General features: G+C 36.9%; 21 protein-coding genes. 19 read left to right on the top strand and 2 right to left on the bottom strand.

Annotation, left to right across the window (positions count from 1 at the left end):
* Genes recR through tsaD form a run of 12 tightly spaced genes read left to right on the top strand, consistent with a single transcriptional unit; the run spans position 1 to position 7,175 of the window.
* The gene (gene recR, locus R8495_RS06165) at positions 1 to 600 is read left to right on the top strand and encodes a recombination mediator RecR (protein ID WP_317634609.1); all 600 of its coding nucleotides are present in this window, start codon (positions 1 to 3) and stop codon (positions 598 to 600) included.
* Positions 597 to 866: a DUF2508 family protein gene (locus R8495_RS06160; RefSeq protein ID WP_317634608.1), complete on the top strand. Its 270-nt coding sequence runs from the start codon at positions 597 to 599 to the stop codon at positions 864 to 866. Before recR ends, R8495_RS06160 begins: the two co-directional genes overlap by 4 nt.
* A 2-nt stretch (positions 867 to 868) precedes the next feature.
* Complete coding sequence (gene tmk / locus R8495_RS06155) at positions 869 to 1,492, top strand: dTMP kinase (RefSeq protein ID WP_317634607.1); 624 nt, start codon at positions 869 to 871, stop codon at positions 1,490 to 1,492.
* Positions 1,489 to 1,818, top strand: a complete 330-nt coding sequence (locus R8495_RS06150) for a cyclic-di-AMP receptor (protein ID WP_317634606.1) — start codon at positions 1,489 to 1,491, stop codon at positions 1,816 to 1,818. The genes tmk and R8495_RS06150 overlap by 4 nt, the downstream gene beginning before the upstream one ends.
* Positions 1,818 to 2,603 carry a hypothetical protein gene (locus R8495_RS06145; RefSeq protein ID WP_317634605.1) on the top strand — a complete coding sequence of 262 codons (786 nt, stop codon included), beginning with the start codon at positions 1,818 to 1,820 and terminating at the stop codon, positions 2,601 to 2,603. The genes R8495_RS06150 and R8495_RS06145 overlap by 1 nt, the downstream gene beginning before the upstream one ends.
* 2 nt (positions 2,604 to 2,605) lie before the next feature.
* A complete protein-coding gene (locus R8495_RS06140) occupies positions 2,606 to 2,794 on the top strand; it encodes an initiation control protein YabA (RefSeq protein ID WP_317634604.1) in 189 nt (62 codons plus the stop codon).
* Positions 2,778 to 3,614, top strand: a complete 837-nt coding sequence (gene rsmI, locus R8495_RS06135) for a 16S rRNA (cytidine(1402)-2'-O)-methyltransferase (RefSeq protein WP_317634603.1) — start codon at positions 2,778 to 2,780, stop codon at positions 3,612 to 3,614. The genes R8495_RS06140 and rsmI overlap by 17 nt, the downstream gene beginning before the upstream one ends.
* 9 nt (positions 3,615 to 3,623) lie before the next feature.
* The gene (locus R8495_RS06130) at positions 3,624 to 4,355 is read left to right on the top strand and encodes an acyl-[acyl-carrier-protein] thioesterase (RefSeq protein WP_317634602.1); all 732 of its coding nucleotides are present in this window, start codon (positions 3,624 to 3,626) and stop codon (positions 4,353 to 4,355) included.
* A gap of 12 nt (positions 4,356 to 4,367) precedes the next feature.
* The gene (locus tag R8495_RS06125; RefSeq protein ID WP_317634601.1) at positions 4,368 to 4,913 is read left to right on the top strand and encodes a folate family ECF transporter S component; all 546 of its coding nucleotides are present in this window, start codon (positions 4,368 to 4,370) and stop codon (positions 4,911 to 4,913) included.
* A complete protein-coding gene (gene tsaB / locus R8495_RS06120; protein ID WP_317634600.1) occupies positions 4,913 to 5,620 on the top strand; it encodes a tRNA (adenosine(37)-N6)-threonylcarbamoyltransferase complex dimerization subunit type 1 TsaB in 708 nt (235 codons plus the stop codon). The genes R8495_RS06125 and tsaB overlap by 1 nt, the downstream gene beginning before the upstream one ends.
* Positions 5,586 to 6,146 (top strand): ribosomal protein S18-alanine N-acetyltransferase, encoded by a 561-nt coding sequence (gene rimI, locus R8495_RS06115; protein ID WP_317634599.1) that lies wholly within the window; start codon positions 5,586 to 5,588, stop codon positions 6,144 to 6,146. The genes tsaB and rimI overlap by 35 nt, the downstream gene beginning before the upstream one ends.
* Positions 6,147 to 7,175, top strand: a complete 1,029-nt coding sequence (gene tsaD, locus R8495_RS06110) for a tRNA (adenosine(37)-N6)-threonylcarbamoyltransferase complex transferase subunit TsaD (protein ID WP_317634598.1) — start codon at positions 6,147 to 6,149, stop codon at positions 7,173 to 7,175.
* Here tsaD and R8495_RS06105 read toward each other — a convergent pair.
* Positions 7,156 to 9,093: an ABC-F family ATP-binding cassette domain-containing protein gene (locus R8495_RS06105; protein WP_317634597.1), complete on the bottom strand. Its 1,938-nt coding sequence runs from the start codon at positions 9,091 to 9,093 to the stop codon at positions 7,156 to 7,158. The genes tsaD and R8495_RS06105 overlap by 20 nt on opposite strands.
* Before the next feature lie 135 nt (positions 9,094 to 9,228).
* Between R8495_RS06105 and murB the strand changes: the two genes are divergently transcribed.
* The gene (murB, locus tag R8495_RS06100) at positions 9,229 to 10,137 is read left to right on the top strand and encodes a UDP-N-acetylmuramate dehydrogenase (protein ID WP_317634596.1); all 909 of its coding nucleotides are present in this window, start codon (positions 9,229 to 9,231) and stop codon (positions 10,135 to 10,137) included.
* Here murB and R8495_RS06095 read toward each other — a convergent pair.
* Positions 10,134 to 10,487: a hypothetical protein gene (locus tag R8495_RS06095; RefSeq protein ID WP_317634595.1), complete on the bottom strand. Its 354-nt coding sequence runs from the start codon at positions 10,485 to 10,487 to the stop codon at positions 10,134 to 10,136. The two genes, murB and R8495_RS06095, sit on opposite strands and share 4 nt — an antisense overlap.
* Positions 10,488 to 10,630: 143 nt before the next feature.
* Here R8495_RS06095 and R8495_RS06090 point away from each other — a divergent pair, with 143 nt between their 5' ends.
* The 6 genes from R8495_RS06090 to R8495_RS06065 are packed head-to-tail and all read left to right on the top strand — an operon-like array spanning position 10,631 to position 16,188.
* On the top strand, positions 10,631 to 11,680 hold the full coding sequence (locus tag R8495_RS06090) for an ABC transporter ATP-binding protein (protein ID WP_317636600.1): 1,050 nt from the start codon (positions 10,631 to 10,633) through the stop codon (positions 11,678 to 11,680).
* A gap of 3 nt (positions 11,681 to 11,683) precedes the next feature.
* Positions 11,684 to 12,481 (top strand): ABC transporter permease, encoded by a 798-nt coding sequence (locus R8495_RS06085; protein ID WP_317634594.1) that lies wholly within the window; start codon positions 11,684 to 11,686, stop codon positions 12,479 to 12,481.
* On the top strand, positions 12,478 to 13,275 hold the full coding sequence (locus R8495_RS06080; protein WP_317634593.1) for an ABC transporter permease: 798 nt from the start codon (positions 12,478 to 12,480) through the stop codon (positions 13,273 to 13,275). Before R8495_RS06085 ends, R8495_RS06080 begins: the two co-directional genes overlap by 4 nt.
* The gene (locus R8495_RS06075; RefSeq protein ID WP_317634592.1) at positions 13,272 to 14,351 is read left to right on the top strand and encodes an ABC transporter substrate-binding protein; all 1,080 of its coding nucleotides are present in this window, start codon (positions 13,272 to 13,274) and stop codon (positions 14,349 to 14,351) included. The genes R8495_RS06080 and R8495_RS06075 overlap by 4 nt, the downstream gene beginning before the upstream one ends.
* 17 nt (positions 14,352 to 14,368) lie before the next feature.
* Positions 14,369 to 15,211: a diadenylate cyclase CdaA gene (gene cdaA / locus R8495_RS06070; protein WP_317636599.1), complete on the top strand. Its 843-nt coding sequence runs from the start codon at positions 14,369 to 14,371 to the stop codon at positions 15,209 to 15,211.
* Entirely contained in the window at positions 15,208 to 16,188 is a 981-nt protein-coding gene (locus R8495_RS06065; protein ID WP_317634591.1) for a CdaR family protein, read from the top strand. Before cdaA ends, R8495_RS06065 begins: the two co-directional genes overlap by 4 nt.
* Positions 16,189 to 16,192: the final 4 nt, after the last annotated feature.

Here is a 16,192-nt window from a genome sequence, read left to right as displayed (position 1 = left end):
ATGCAATATCCAAATCAAATTTCTAAATTAATTGACAGTTTTATGAAATTACCGGGCATTGGTGAGAAGACCGCAGCCCGCCTAGCTTTTTATATTTTTGATTTACCTGAAGACGATGTGAGTAATTTTGCTCGTAATTTACTTGATGTTAAGAGAAATCTGCATTATTGTAAGATTTGCGGCAATATTACAGAAGATGAAGTCTGTGATATCTGTCAAGACCAAACACGCGATCGGACTCAAATTATGGTCGTTGCCCAACCCAAAGAGATTATTTCATTTGAGCGAAGCCACGAATATCACGGTCTTTATCATGTATTGCACGGTCTTTTATCGCCACTGGAAGGAACGGGGCCGGAAGATATTAATATCGTAAGTTTGATTAAAAGGCTGCGTGATGATACGGTAAAAGAAGTAATTATCGGAACTGATGCCACTCCCGAGGGTGAAGCGACTGCCAGTTATTTATCTCGCTTGATTAAACCTGTAGGAATCAAAGTAACTCGCTTAGCCCATGGTTTGGCCGTTGGTAGTGATATTGAGTACGCTGATGATTTAACGCTAATGAGGGCATTTGAGGGTAGAACTGAGATTAAATGATGCGAAAAATTAGAAATATTCATGAGGTTTATAATCAGGAGTTGTTTGATTTAATGCAAAACGAGCGCAAAAATTTTCAGCAACAAGAGTATTATGACCAGTTGGCAATTGATCAATCGGAGCAAATGTATTTAAAAGAAATTATCCATCAACATTTGTATTACTTTTATCTTCGACATCTTCGGGAAGAGAAAGTTCAGGTTAGAGAAATTATCAATGATAAGGAAAATCATGTTGAGATTGTATATGGGGCAAATGGTAAGTAAAAATGTTTATATCATTTGAAGGAATTGATGGGGCAGGCAAGAGTACAGCTTTTGACCGTTTAAAACAAGAATTATTATTGACTCCATGGGCTAAGAACCTGGTTTTTACACGTGAACCCGGGGGGACTAAAATTTCTGAAGAAATTCGAGATATTTTAATTAATGAGCAGATGGATCCGTGGACCGAAGCGTTGTTGTATGCTGCGGCAAGAAGGCAAAACGTAGTCGAAAAGATTGTACCGTCCCTAAAATCTGGGAAGGTCGTGCTTACGGATCGATATGTTGATTCTTCTCTGGCATATCAAGGCGGAGGCCGCAATCTTGGCGTAGAAAATATTGCAAAATTGAATCAATCTGCAATTCAAGGTGTTTTACCAGATCGAGTTGTTTACTTTCGAATTGACCCTGAAATTAGTCGCAAAAGAATGAGTAAACGGATGCAAGATGCTGATCGCTTTGAAAAAGAACAGGGTATTTTTTTCAAAACTATTGCGGCTGTTTTTGAAAATTTAATTGCAAAAGATCCCGCTCGCTTTATTATTATTGAGGCAAATAAATCACCAGAAGAAGTTTATGAAGCAGTTAAAAAAGCAGTTTTTCCGTTAATTGAGGAGGCAATGAAATGAAGCTTGTTATTGCGATTATTCAAGATCAGGATGCAAATGAACTGAGTAATGCTTTTGTTGAAGCGAATGTTCGAGCAACGAAGATTTCCTCTAATGGAGGTTTTTTGAAATCTGGGAATACGACCTTTATGGTCGGTATCGAAGACGAACGTAAAGATGAGGTTTTAGAAATTATTAAAACGGCTTGTAAATCCCGTTCGCAATTTATGACTGCTCCTTTTTCAAGTCCGCGTACAATTGAAGATGGGTTTCAAGAGCCAGTTAAGATTCAGGTTGGTGGAGCAACTGTGTTCGTTATTCCAATTGAAGAGACGTATCACTTTTAATGACAAATGAATTTCACTTCCAAGAGTTTAAACAGCGAATTGATCAAGGTATTTTAAGTCATGCTTACATTTTAAATGGGCTGGATTCGACCGAATTAAAGGAGACAATGCAGGCAATTTTGTTGTATTATTATTGCCAGAACCCCAATAAGCAAAACAATGGTTCTTGTCGCAGTTGCCCTAATTGTCTGGCGATTCTTAATCATGAATTTGCGGGAGTGAGCGAGATTAATGACCATCAGCAAATGATTAAAATTGATCAGGTACGAGATTTAACTAATAGTGCTGATTATAGCGATTTAGGTCAAAAGGCCAAATTTTTTGTAATTCAACATGCAGAGTTAATGAATGAGAATGCGCAAAATGCACTTTTAAAACACTTGGAAAGTCCAGGATCTGATCGCTATTTCTTTTTACTTACTCGTAATCTTCATTTGCTTTTGCCAACGATTAAATCACGTACGGAAGTTGTATATTTTGGGGCAGAAAAAAGTTCTTTTGCCGAATTGACGCATCCGACAGTTGATGAATTTGTCCGTCTATTGAGAAAAAAGAATCCCATGGCTTATGTATTGTTGACGACTGAAATGAAATCGATAATTAAAGAACTTGGGGAAGAATTTGTTTTGTACGCGTTGTGGAATGCTTATCGAAAAACTGATCTTGATGCTGTATCTGCTGTAGAATTAAGTAAGTTGAACAAAAATTTGCCTCGCCTTGGTTATCAGCTAGATTTCCAAAGATTAATGGAAAAGTTTTGTATAGAGGTTCTTAGTGAGGACTAAAATTGAAAGATAAAGAAGAAGGAAAAAAAGAAATTAAGATTAAAGGTCGTGTTTCTCGTCCTTTGATCTTAAAAGAAATGTACCAGCAAGGCCTTCATATTTGTAGCGGATTCTACGGGGACAAAAGGGTAGGGGAATGTCTTTTTTGCTTGGAAGTTTTGGCTAGGTTGAAAAATGAACGAAAAAAATAGTGGCACTCTTTTTCTAATCCCAACGCCAATCGGCAATTTGGACGATCTGACTTTTAGAGCTTTGAAAATACTAAAGCAAGTGGATTTATTACTTTGTGAGGATACCCGTCATACCCAGATTTTACTTGATCACTATGAAATACAGGTTCCTAAATTAAGTTTTCACGAACACAATTCACATCGCAGGATTCCTGAGGTTGTTGAGAAGTTAAAGTCGGGGTTAAATTTAGGACTAGTGAGTGATGCAGGGATGCCAGTTATTTCAGATCCTGGCGTTGATTTAGTCCAATACCTACGAAAACGTGAAATACCTGTGGTTGCTTTACCAGGGGCAAATGCCGCTTTAACCGCCTTAGTTGGTTCCGGTATGATTGCACTTCCTTATGTTTTTTTGGGTTTTCTGCCTCGAACGATCAAAGAAATTAAGGAGGTGTTAAATAAAACTCCGCAGATGACAACACTTTTCTACGAATCACCATACCGAATTGTGAAAACTCTTGAAATAATTTCACAAATTGATGAAAATTGGGAGCTATGCATTGCCCGTGAACTAACAAAAATTCATGAAGAATATTTTGAGGGTCGCGCTTTTGAGGCTTTGGAGCACTTTAAACAGTTTCCACCCAAAGGCGAGTTTGTGGTGATTTTGACGCCACGAATAATTGAAATAGTTGCTCCCAGCGAAGAAAAGTGGCAAGAAGAAATTACTTTGGCGATCGAAGCAGGAGATGCTCCAAATCTAGCAATAAAAAATTTTGCCAAAAAGTATAATTTGGAACGAAAAATCGTTTATGATGTATATCATAATTTAAATCGGTAGGTGAAATTAATGGAAATTTTTAAACAAGAGTATACAGTTCCTTTCTTTGATTGTGATAAATTCCGGCGCATGACTGCCATGGCGATGATTAATAACATGATTTTAGTATCTACACGTCAACTAGAATCTTTAAATTATGGTGAAAAGTGGATGACCGAACGTCACTTAGGTTGGGTTGTGACTCAATATGATTTAATAATTGAGCGAGCTCCACAAGACGAAGAGAAGGTTGTAATTTCCACATGGATTGAAAATTATAATAAATTCTTTTCATACCGTAATTTTGCAATCGAAACACTGGATGGCAAACGGTTAGTGACCTTAAAATCAGTTTGGGTTGCTCTTGACTTAGAGGCTCGTAAATTAACGTTGCTTTCAGAAGAAATGATGAAATCATTCGGCGCTGAGAAAAATGTTGTAGTTAAAACTCCAAAAATTTCAGTTGACCAAGATCAGTTAAAAGATCCGCAAAAATTTGAAATTCGCTATGCAGATCTTGATACAAATAATCACATTACTAATACCAGCTATATTACCTGGTTGCTTGAAAGTTTGAAAATTGATTTTCTTGAGCAACATCAGCTTAAAGAATTACAGATCCGCTACGAAAAAGAAATTCAAGAACGTGATTTTGCGGAAGTTCGTTTTTATCAGGATGAAAATACTGATGAAATCAAATTTTATCATCAAGTTGCCCGGCTTGACAAAATTGCTTGTCAGGCAATGACAGTTTGGCAATAAAAAGGAGTTTATTTGAAAAACATCAAGGAAATTTTTCAGGGTCCCAAAATGACCACTTATTCGATTGCTTTGTTAGGCGTCTTAATGGCATTGCGTTTGGTCGTAGGTCGATTTGCCACTATTACTTTAAGTCGCGACCTTCATATTTCTCTAGCTTTTGTAGTTACTGTTATGATTGCTTATTATTTTGGCCCGCTTTGGACCGCGGGAGTTAACGGAATCTTGAATTTACTTGTCTTCTTTATTTTTCCGACTGGTTCGCCTTTTTTTATCGGCTATACACTTTCGGCAGTCGTTGGAGGCCTAATTTACGGATTATTTTTTTACCCGCAGCGAGTTAGCATTTTACGGGCAATTATTGCAGTTAGTTTAGTTACGATAGTTGTTAATCTTTGGATGAATGCCTTGTGGTCGCATCTGCTGTACAATAATCCTTTTTGGTTCGTGTTTTCAGCTAGATTGGGCAAAGAAGCAATTCAGCTGGTCCCTCAAATTATAATTAGTTATCTGGTATTAAAAGTAATTAGTCGTTTAAAAATAGAATCGAAGTTAAGATAATGTTAAAGTTAGGAATTGATTGTTCAGAATTTGGAGTCAGTGTTGCTCTGTGTGAAGATAATCGCTTATTAGTTGAAAACACCACCGGTGCTGATAAAAGGGCCAGTAAGTTTTTGGTGCCCCATATTTGTGATTTGTTAAGCCAAACAAATCATTCTTTAGCTGAAGTTCAGCAAATTTCAGTAGCTAACGGACCTGGAAGTTTTACTGGTCTTAAAATTGGGGTTACAGCAGCTAAAGTTTTAGCTGCGCTCAATCATGCTCAACTTTTTGCAGTTTCAAGCCTTAAAAATTTGGCGTTTAATCTTTTACATACCGATCAGCCAGTTCTTTCAATGATTTCTGCCCGGCATGGAAATTTTTATGCGGGCATTTATCAAAACAATAATGGAAAAATTTCTACATTAATGAATGATTCCTACGTTAATTTTTCGACTTTAAAAGCTGATTTGGTGCAGTTTCAGGATTTGTTAATCGTTGGCTCGGGACTTGATGAATTTGCTGATGAGTTGGCAAATTTTGGTAAAATAGAATCTAAAAATTTGATCCCTAAGGGGTACTCCACGATACTTTTAAGTAAAGACGAATTACCTCAAGATCCAGATCATTTAGTACCAAATTATTTACGAGACCCACAGGCCGTTTTAGTGTGGGAAAAAAATAATCCGAATCATGAAAACGAAAATTATGTGGCAGAAATTTATTGATTGGACCTTTAATGGACGGCAGAATTTTGTGGAATATAAGCCAATACAGGTATTTATTGAAACAAAGTTATTTACGTTACGTAAAGCTGAAATGGACGATATTAGCGACCTACTAAAAATTGAACGTGAGGTTTATGCAGGCCAAACTCCTTGGGATCGCAGCGCTTTTGTGCGAGAAATTGGTCAAAGGCGTGGTTCATTATATTTAATTTTAGAAAATTCGAAAGAAATTGTCGCGTTTATTGGGTTGAATTGGAACCGAGAAGAAGCACATATCACCAATTTTGCGGTGTTGACCAAATATCAGCAGCAGGGCATTGGTCGTTGGCTTTTAAATTATGCGGTCGAGTATACAAATAAACTTTCAGTATCTAAGTTGACATTAGAAGTTAGTGTCGAAAATCAGGTAGCCATTCATTTGTACCATGCGGTTGGTTTTCAGGATGGTCGAATTATGAAATTTTATTATAGCTTTAACAATGGAGGAGATGCGATGAATATGGAACTGGATTTGAGGCGAAACTAATTGGTTGAAGATCAACAGATAATTTTAGGAATTGAGTCCAGCTGTGATGAGACCAGTGTTGGAATAGTCAGAAATGAACATGAACTTCTAGCAAATGTAATTACCTCGCAAATTAAAAGTCACCAGCGTTTTGGCGGCGTGGTTCCAGAAGTAGCGAGTCGCCATCATCTTGAATATATCAATTATTGTATAGAAGAAGCCATCAAACAGGCTAAAATTAAGAAAAGCGATCTTAATGGGATTGCATGCACTTATGGTCCAGGACTTGCAGGGTGTTTAATGGTCGGATTAACTGCTGCAAAAGTGATGGCAGCAGATCTTAACTTGCCATTTTATGGCGTTAATCACATGGCTGGTCATATTTATGCTGCAGCAATTGATCATAAAATTAAGTTTCCAGCGTTGGCGCTTTTAGTTTCTGGCGGTCATACGGAGTTTGTTTACATGAAAGATGAACTTAGTTTTGAAATTATTGGAACTACTTTAGATGATGCAGTTGGTGAAGCGTATGACAAAATTGGTCGTTTGATTGGGTTTAATTATCCGGCTGGTAAAACCATTGATGAAGCAGCGAAAAAAGGAACAGCCAACTATGAGTTACCACGCCCAATGATGAACCGGCCAGATCTTAATTTCAGTTTTAGTGGCCTTAAAACGGCGGTAAGAGATCTAGTAGAAAAAGAAAAGCGTCATGGAACTCTTGAAGTTAATGACCTGGCGGCAAGTTTCCAGGAAGCTGTTGTCGAGGTTTTAATTTCTAAAACTAAAAAAGCTCTGAACCAAATTTCGGTCCGAGAGCTGATTGTTGGCGGGGGAGTTGCGGCAAACTCTTTATTAAAAAGTAAGTTAATCGAATTAATTCAAATCGATTTTCCTCATTGTCAGTTAACGATTCCACCATTAAGACTTTGTGGTGATAACGGGGCAATGATTGCAGCTTTTGGTTCAGTACTTGCCAAAAACCAAATTACCTCTCCTTTAACGCTTGATAGTGATCCGGGCTTAAGTTTCAACTTTTCCTTGACTTAAATTGCTCAATTTCTTCACCTTTTTCACTCCAAGCTGTCATCGCTTCGTCAAGGAGTGCTTCGGTTTTTTCAATTTGATTAGTTAAGTCGTTAAGCTTTTCAAGATCGTAACCATTTTCAGGTTTTGCAGCTTCCTCTTGAAGTTCAGCCAGAAAAGCTTCGTTCTTATTAATAATTTCTTCATAATTAGCCTGTTCTTTGGTTAGTTTTCTTAATTGTTTTTGTTCTTCGAAACTAAGCTGTGGTTGACTAGTCTGGTCAACCTTGCTTTTTTTTGTTTCATTTTTTTCAGTTGAGGACTTGACTGATTTGCCTTGATTTTTCTCGTAGTAATAGTCCCAATCGCCTAAATAAGTGACTGCTCCATTTGGAGTAAGATCAATAGTTTTGTCGGCCAATTCGTTAATGAAGTATCGATCGTGACTAACAAAAAGAATCGTTCCCTCATATTTTGCCAAAGATTTTTCAAGGACTTCTTTGGAATCAATATCCAAATGGTTCGTTGGTTCATCTAAAATCAAAAAGTTATTTTCTTGTTGCATCAAAATCAAAAGCGCCAGCCGAGCTTTTTGTCCGCCAGAGAGTGTTTCGACTTTCAGATTTACCTCATCGCCAGTAAACAATACAGCTGCCAGCCGACTTAAAACGTCGCCTTTTTCCATGAGTGGAAATTCATCCCAGAATTGGTCGATTACAGTTTTGTTAGGGTCAAGCTGCTTAAATCCTTGATCGTAGTAGCCTGCCTCAACATTTGAGCCAAGTTGAAACCCACCACTAATTGCGGGGATCTGTCCGACTAGGGTTTTAACGAACGTTGATTTGCCGCGACCGTTGGGCCCGATCACAGCAATTTTTTCGCCGATTTTAACGTCTAAATTAATGTTTTTAACTAAAGCTTCCTGATCGTAACCGACAGCCAATTCATTAGTGGTTAAAACCAGATTTCCGCTTCTTTTTTTTGCCAAGAAATTAAGTTTGATGGTTTTTTCGGTGCTATCAGGTCGTTCTAGCACCTCCATCTTTTCAAGTTGCTTGCGCCTGCTTTGAGCACGCTTAGTTGTTGATGCTCTGGTAATATTTTTCTCAACAAAAGTTGCAAGTTTCTCGCGCTCTTTTTGTTGCTCTTCGTAATGTTTAATTTCTTCTGCATCTAATTTTTTAGATTCTGTCAAATAGAATGAATAATTACCTGAATAAGACTTGAAAGTTCCATGATGAAAAGCAAGGGTCCGACTGGTAACGCGGTCTAGGAAATATTGATCATGAGAGACGATAACTAAAGCATTGTGATAACTTTTGAGGTAATCTTCTAACCAAATTAAAGTATTCAAATCTAAATGATTAGTAGGCTCGTCCAGAAACAGTAAATCAGGCTGGGTTAAAAGATTTTTGGCTAACGCAAGGCGAGATTTCTCACCACCCGAGAGGTTAGGGACAGGTTCATTAAATCGTTCTTCAAAAAAGTTGAAACCGGTTAAAATCTTGCGAATTTTAGCATCAATCGCGTAACCTTCTTGTTCTTCGAACCGTTGCATTAATTCATCATATTGAGCCAATTTTGTGTTTATTTGCTCATCTCCGGGCGCAAGTTTAGAAATTTCTATCTCTAACTTTTCGGCACGTTTTTTGAGATTTAAGGTCGCAGCAAAAGCAGACTTCATTTCTTCATAAACGGTAGAATGACTCGTTAAAAGGGCGTCCTGAGCAAGATAGGCAATATTTGCATTTGACTGAGTTACGATCTCTCCTCCGTCAAGCGGCATCAGTCCTGCTAACATTTTTATTAAAGTGGATTTTCCAACGCCATTTGGTCCAACAATTCCAATTTTCTCATTTTTTTCAATTTTGAGATCCAAATGATCAAAGATAACATTGTTATTGAATTCTTTTTTTAAATTTTTTGCTTGTAATATACTCATTTTTTCACTTTACTTTGTACTAGATTTAAAATGCTAGTATATCATGTTTAGAATTTTAATCGGCAACAAAAAGTCCGCTTAAGATGTTATGATTACTATAGAAAATAAAAAGATAGATAAATAGGTTAGTGAGATTTGAACAAAACAGATTTTGTAAAGGACTCCTTGGTCCCAATTAGTTCCCATGTTTTAATGGCGGAATTTACTTATACTTTAACTGGTGGCTACGCTGAGTATTTAGCTAGGCCGAAAAATCAGGCAGAACTTGAATACTTGGTTCAACGTGCCATTGCTTACAAAATTCCTTATTTGTTATTAGGAAATGCCAGCAATGTGATCGTTTCAGATGATGGATTATCTGAATTGGTAATTATTATGACTGATTTTTCACAGATTGAGGTAAAAGGCAGTCAGATAATTGCATCGGCTGGTGCTAAATTAAAAGATGTGACTCTAGCTGCTGGAAAATCCGGTTTAACAGGAATTGAATTTGCTTGTGGCATTCCAGGTACGCTTGGTGGGGCAATTTTTATGAATGCGGGAGCTTATGGAGGAGAGATCAGCTCAGTAATAAGTAGAATTAGAGCTATAAATTCAGCAGGGAAAATTGTTGAATACGAGGCAAATGATTTTCATTTTGGATATCGCCAAAGCCGTGCCCAAGAAGAAAATTTGGTCGTGGTTCAAGCCGTTATAAATTTAGTTCCAGGGGACCCAGAGAAAATTATTCAACTCATGGACGAATTAAATGAACGTCGCGCTGCTCGACAACCGCTAGAATTGCCATCATGTGGCTCAGTGTTTCGACGTCCGCCAGGACATTTTGTGGGCCCAATGATTCAAGAGTCAGGCTTACAAGGTAAGCAAATCGGCGGCGCTCAGGTGTCAAAAAAACACGCAGGCTTCATCGTTAATATTGATCATGCGACAGCAGGAGACTATGTTGCGTTAATTCATTTAATTCAAAAAACTGTATTTGAAAAATTTGGCATCCATTTAAAACCAGAGGTCAGATTTTTAGGATTTAAAGACGGCGAGGTCTAACTCTTGTCATCAAAGTCAAAAGGACGGTGGGGATGAAGCATGGCTGGAAGATTAAGACCAGCTGAAAAAGCTGCTAGCCAGCTCCACATATTGAGAGCTGGGTAAACATCAGATACGTAAATGAATCCAATAAGTGCACCGATTGTCATGAGCCATCCATCAATAGCAGGACCAACCAAATCGGTGGGGTAGCGAAATCTCCAGTCATTAATGCCGACACAAAGATAAATCACAGCAAGTAAGAATGCTGGGAGAAAATTAAATGCTTGACTCATAATATAAAAGGAGATCATAACATTAAGGATGAAATCTAAGATGGCATAACGCTTTAAAAGTTTTTTACTAAACATTTTTAAGACCTACTTTTTATTTTTTTTCGTAAAACCTATAATATACTTAAACTAACGGAAATCTTTTAGTAACGATTTTAACATAAATGGGCGGGGACAAATACTTGGCAAAGAAACCTATTGTTTCGCTTGAGAACATCAATATGAGTATTGATGATCATCAAATTTTAAAAAATGTTTCACTTGAACTTGAAGAAGGGAAGTTTTATACGATGCTTGGTCCTTCTGGTTCAGGCAAAACTTCAATTCTAAGGGTGATTGCAGGATTTTCACAACCGACAAGTGGTGAAGTCCTTTTTAATGGGGAAAAAATTAATAATATTCCCCCAAATAAGAGAAAATTGAATACAATTTTTCAAGATTACGCACTTTTTCCCCATTTGAATGTCTTTGAAAATATTGCATTTGGATTGAAATTACAGCAAAAAAGTAAAGCAGAAATCGAAGATCGTGTACAGCAAATTTTAAAGATGGTTCAGTTGACGGGGTTGGAAGAACGGGACATTAATGAATTGTCGGGTGGCCAAAAGCAAAGAGTTTCAATTGCACGCTCGCTTGTTTTAAATCCTCGGATGTTGCTACTCGATGAACCGCTGTCGGCCCTTGATGCCAAGCTTAGAAAAGAGATGCAGTATGAGTTAAGGGAATTACAGCAGCGTTTAGGAATCACTTTTCTTTTTATTACCCATGATCAGGAAGAAGCACTTGCAATGAGCGATTTTATTTTCGTCATTAATGCAGGTGAAATTTTACAAAGTGGGACGCCAGTTGATATATATGATGAGCCAATTAATCATTTTGTAGCAGATTTTATTGGACAAAGTAATATTGTTCCCGGAATAATGGTGAAGGATTTTTTGGTTAATTTTGTTGGTAAAGATTTTGAATGCGCTGATGCTGGAATGCGACCTAATGAGCAAGTTGAAATAGTCTTGCGACCGGAAGATTTAGATATTACTTCAGTTGATCAAGGTAAGTTGACAGTTCGAGTTGATAGTCAAATTTTTCGGGGCGATTTTTACGAAATTATTGCTTATGACGAAGATGATAATGAATGGCAAATTCAATCAACAAATTCTGTTGAAGATGATGCTGTCGTAGGAATTAATTTTGACCCAGAAGATATTCATGTGATGCGTTATGGTGAAAAAGAGCAGGATTTCGATGCCCGCCTAGAAACCTATGAGGATTAATTATTGAAACAGTTAAAGAAATTTTTTTTGTCGTTACCATACTACTTGTGGATTGCTTTATTTGTTTTGATTCCAATTGGTTTAATTTTTATTTACTCGTTTCAAGATGTAAGCGGACATCTAACTTTTAAAAACTATGTTACTTTCTTTACTACTCCGACTTATTTGATCATGGCAGCTAATTCGATTTTTTTTGCGTTTATTATTACTTTAATATCTTTATTGATTAGCTACCCGGTAGCCTGGGTCGTCAATAAATTTACACGGGTGAAAGATTTATTGATCTTGCTGATTATTTTGCCAATGTGGGTTAATTTACTTCTAAAAACGTACGCTTTTATCGGATTGTTGAGTCGCAATGGTTCGATTAATGATCTTTTAGCAATATTGGGACTTGGACGCGGGCAATTCCTTTTTACTGACGCATCGTTTGTTTGGGTTGCCGTTTATGTTCAACTTCCTTTCATGATTTTACCGCTTTATAACTCAATTACTGCGATTAATTACTCGTTGATAAATGCCAGTTATGATTTAGGTGCTTCTAAGATTCAAACGTTTTCGCGGGTAATAATTCCTTTAACTATGCCAGGAATCAAATCGGGAATTCAAGCGATCTTTATTCCTTCACTTTCACTTTTTATGATTACGCGCTTAATCGGGGGCAACCGAGTTATCACGTTAGGCACAGCGATTGAAGAACACTTTTTGAGTACTATGAATTGGGGCATGGGATCGACAATCGGTGTGGTTTTGATCATGGCGATGATTTTAATTATGGTCATTACAAGAGGGGCAAAATGAGAACAAAAATTAAAAATAGGCTTTTCTTATTAGTTGTTTTCGTGATTATGTATTTGCCGATCTTTTATTTGATCTACTTTTCTTTCTCAAGTGGTGATAATATGGCGCAATTCGGCCATTTTTCCCTTGAGCATTATGGCAATCTCTTAGCCGATCATCGCTTAATCGGAATAATGATAAACACAATCTTAATTGCCTTAATTTCGGCCACATTAGCAACAGTAATTGGGACTTTGGGAGCTTTATATCTAAACGGCTTAACACGCAAATGGCTAAAAAGCTTACTTCTGACATTTAACAATATTTTAATGGTTTCACCAGATGTTATTATTGGTGCATCTTTTCTGATTCTGTTCTCGGCTTTTAAAGTGTCGTTAGGTTTCTGGTCGGTTTTGTTTAGCCACGTCGCATTCAGTATTCCAATTGTTGTATTGATGGTTTTGCCAAAATTAAAAGAACTGAAACACTCTTATATTGACGCAGCTTATGATTTAGGAGCTAGTGCGCCGCAGGTTCTTTCACAAGTAATTTTGCCATTTATCAGTTCAGGTATTTTTGCAGGATTTTTTATGGCGCTGACTTACTCTTTAGACGATTTTGCTGTGACTTTTTTTGTGACTGGCAACGGATTTGAAACTCTGTCTGTTGAAATCTATGCAAGAGCTCGGCGAGGCATCAGTTTAGAAATTAACGCATTAACTGGCTTGATTTTCATTGTTATTACTCTTTCAATTTTGTTTTATTATTTCGTAATGCAGCGTAAAAGTAAAAAAGGGCGGGAGCGGCAAAAATGAAAAAGATATTAAGTGCATTTATTGCAATTGTAATTACTTGTGGTATCTTAATTTTTGGCAATTATCAACTTGCTCATTCTGCCAATCCTGATCATCACGAAGAAAAAGTTCTTAATCTTTTTAATTGGGGCGACTACATTGACCCGAAATTGGTTAAGAAATTTGAACGTACTACAGGATATAAAGTCACAATTCAAACATTCGATAGTAATGAGTCGATGATTGAGAAAATTCGCCAGGGAGGAATTAGTTATGATTTGACGGTTCCTTCTGAGTACATGGTTGAGAAAATGAAGAATATGAATTTATTAATACCGATTGACCTTAGTCGAATTCATAATCAAAATAATATTGATCCAGAATTTATGAATCGCAATTTTGACCCTCACAATCAGTATTCTTTACCTTATTTTTGGGGAACATTGGGGATTGTTTATAACGATAAATATGTTAAACCACAAGAGGTTCAACATTGGCAGGATTTATGGGATCCCAAGTTTAAAAATTCCTTGCTTTTAATTGATAGTGTCCGAGATATTTTTGCGGTTTCATTAATCACAATGGATAAATCAATAAACACCAAGGATTATCAAACGCTTTTACAGGCGCGAGATCGCTTGGTTAAATTAACTCCAAATGTAAAAGCAATTGTTGCTGATGAAATTAAAATGTACATGGAGCAAGAAGAGAGTTACCTTGCAGTTGATTGGTCTGGAGAGGCCCGAGAAATGATGAGTGTAAATCCGCACCTTCATTATGTGGTGCCAAATGAGGGGAGTAATATTTGGTTAGATAATTTCGTGATCCCACGTACTGCTAAACATTTTGATGCGATTTATAAGTTTTTGAATTTTATGAATGAACCAGAAAACGCAGCTCAAAATACTAAATACGTCGGGTATTCTACCCCTAATCGGGCAGCGAAAAAAAATTTGCCTCGTTCAATTGTCGAAAATAAATCCTTTTATCCAGCTGAAACAACAATGGAACACTTGGATACTTACAGAGATTTGGGACAAGAGATTGTTGAGGATTATAATGATCTTTATTTAGAATTTAAAATGTCACGGCAATAATTAAGGAGGCCAGAATAATCGACTTATCTAAATTTTTTACTTTATCTACTCTTACCAATATTATTGATATTATTGTTGTTTGGTATTTATTTTATTGGTTAATTTTAATGATTCGCGGCACTAAAGCTACTCAATTACTGCGAGGGATCGCAATTATTGTCGTATTGAAAGTTATTAGTTGGTATTTTAATTTCAAAACCTTAAATTTTATCAGCGATCAAGTTATTAATTGGGCCGTAGTTGTTTTGGTTATTATTTTTCAGCCAGAAATCAGGCGTGGTCTCGAACAAATTGGGCGCGGATCAGTTTTCACGCCTGCCAATGTAAAAGATGTGGCGATCAAAAAGCGTATAGACGAAATTGATACAGCGTTACAGTATATGGCAACCAGAAGAATTGGGGCACTAATCACTTTACAGGGAACGACAGGTCTTGAAGAATACACTGAAACGGGAATTCAGCTTGATGCTTTGATTACAAATGGACTTTTGATCAATATTTTCATTCCCAATACGCCGCTTCACGACGGTGCAGTTATTATCCAAGATGATCGAGTTGCTGCTGCTGCTGCGTTTTTACCTTTATCTGATAATCCAGATATCCCTAAAATGTTTGGAACACGTCATCGGGCAGCTGTTGGTATTAGTGAAGTAACGGATGCGCTGACGATTGTGGTATCGGAAGAGACAGGAGCGATTTCATTTACTAAAGATGGAAAATTGATTACTGGTATGACTCACGATGAGTATCGAAAATTTTTATTTGATGAGATGGGTGCAAAAACGGCTCCCAAGAAAAGTTTCTGGCAGAAACTTTTGTCGCAAAGTCAGAATAAATCTGATAAAGGTGATCAAGAATGAATCCAGAAAAATTAGATTTTAAAACAAAGATTATTTCAGTAATTTCGGCTCTTTTCATGGCAATATTTTTGTTTGTCTATGTGCAGACTCAAAAGACTCAAAGCACAACCAATTCAGATAATTCGCGTCAAGAGCAAATGGCTGCAACCAAAACGACCACGATCAATGCTCCGCTGCAACTTAATGGTAATACGGATAAATTTTTTATTACTGGTTATCCGCAAAAAGTGAAAGTTCGGCTTGAAGGACCAGCTGCTTTGGTCACAGCGACTGCGAATACTTTAAACTTCCGAATTATTGCAGACATTGGTAATCGCTCGACAGGTGTTCATAAAATAACGCTTAAGGAGCAGGGAATTAATAAATCAATTCACTATCAAATAATTCCTTCGGAGGTGACAATTAATATTCAGGTCCGCCAAAATCGTAAGATGGCTATTCAAAGCGATTACAATAAAGATAGTATTGCGCCTGGTTATGAAGCAGGAAGGCCAGAGTTAAGTCAAGACACAGCCGAAGTTACTAGTGCAAAAACTGAAATTGAAAAAATTAATCAGATTGTCGCTAAAATTAATTTACCAAATGACACCAAGGTGACATTTAGCCAAGACGTGATTGTTCAACCGCTTGATCAAAATGGAAATACAGTTAATGCAGTAGTTAACCCGGAAGTCGTTCATGTCCGCCTTCCAATTAAGGAATTACCTCATAAAACTGTTAAAATTAAATTTACGCAGGATGGAGAGGGAGTGAGCGGAAAAACTTATTCGTTTAAATCTAACGTCAGTGAATTAAAAATCTATGGCAAAAAAGAAATTATTGACCGAATTGATACTTTAGCGATTCCGGTAGTTGTACGCGGGGTTGAAAAAAATGTTCAAAGAATCATTGAACTGCCAATCAAAGACGGCATTAATAAATATAGCCAAAAATCAATTCCAGTTAGTATTGTTGTAAAAGATGAAAATAAAAAGTGAGGAT

It is taken from the genome of Xylocopilactobacillus apicola (genome assembly GCF_033095985.1).
Classification (GTDB): Bacteria; Bacillota; Bacilli; order Lactobacillales; family Lactobacillaceae; genus Xylocopilactobacillus; species Xylocopilactobacillus apicola.
The sequence above is the reverse complement of the archived record's forward strand: the minus strand, read 5'-3'. Positions and strand labels throughout refer to the sequence as shown.